Annotated in this window: 1 pseudogene; it reads right to left on the bottom strand. The window is 38.0% G+C overall.

Annotation, left to right across the window (positions count from 1 at the left end):
* Positions 1–51: 51 nt before the first annotated feature.
* Positions 52–687, bottom strand: a pseudogene (locus tag C9E89_RS23005) (IS3-like element ISAba14 family transposase); the annotation flags it as partial.

Genomic DNA, 687 nt, shown 5'->3' with positions numbered 1-687 from the left:
CCACTTGTTTGAACAACTAAAAGCGTATTTATAAGTGATATTCCGCTCTAGTTAAGCCACCTTGTTTTGTTGGGGTAGCTGATCATAGTAAAACTCATTTGGTGTCATTTTGTCTAGACTCGAATGAGGTCGTTTCAAATTATAAAACTCAAAATATGCACTTAATTGCTTTTTCGCATCTGTGACACTGCTATAAGCTTTGAGATACACCTCTTCATATTTAACGCTCCGCCATAATCGTTCAACCATCACATTATCTACCCATCGACCTTTACCATCCATACTGATTTGAATGCCATTTGATTTCAATACATCAATAAATGCATCACTGGTAAACTGGCTGCCTTGGTCTGTATTAAATATTTCAGGTCGACCATATTTTTCAATCGCTTCATTTAAAGCCGAAATACAAAAATCCACCTCCATACTAATCGATACCCTATGCGCAAGTACCTTGCGGCTATGCCAATCAATCACAGCACATAAATAAACAAAGCCTTTTGCCATAGGGATATACGTTATATCCGTAGACCACACTTGATTACTGCGCTGAATAGCCAACCCTTTGAGCAGATATGGATATTTACGGTGAGCTTGATTAGCCTGGCTTAAATTTGGTTTGCAATATAACGCCTGAATACCCATTTTCTTCATTAAAGTACGTGTATGACGTCGTCCTATATGATG

The sequence above is a fragment of the Acinetobacter sichuanensis genome (assembly GCF_003024515.2).
Lineage (GTDB): Bacteria > Pseudomonadota > Gammaproteobacteria > Pseudomonadales > Moraxellaceae > Acinetobacter > Acinetobacter sichuanensis.
The sequence above is the reverse complement of the archived record's forward strand: the minus strand, read 5'-3'. Positions and strand labels throughout refer to the sequence as shown.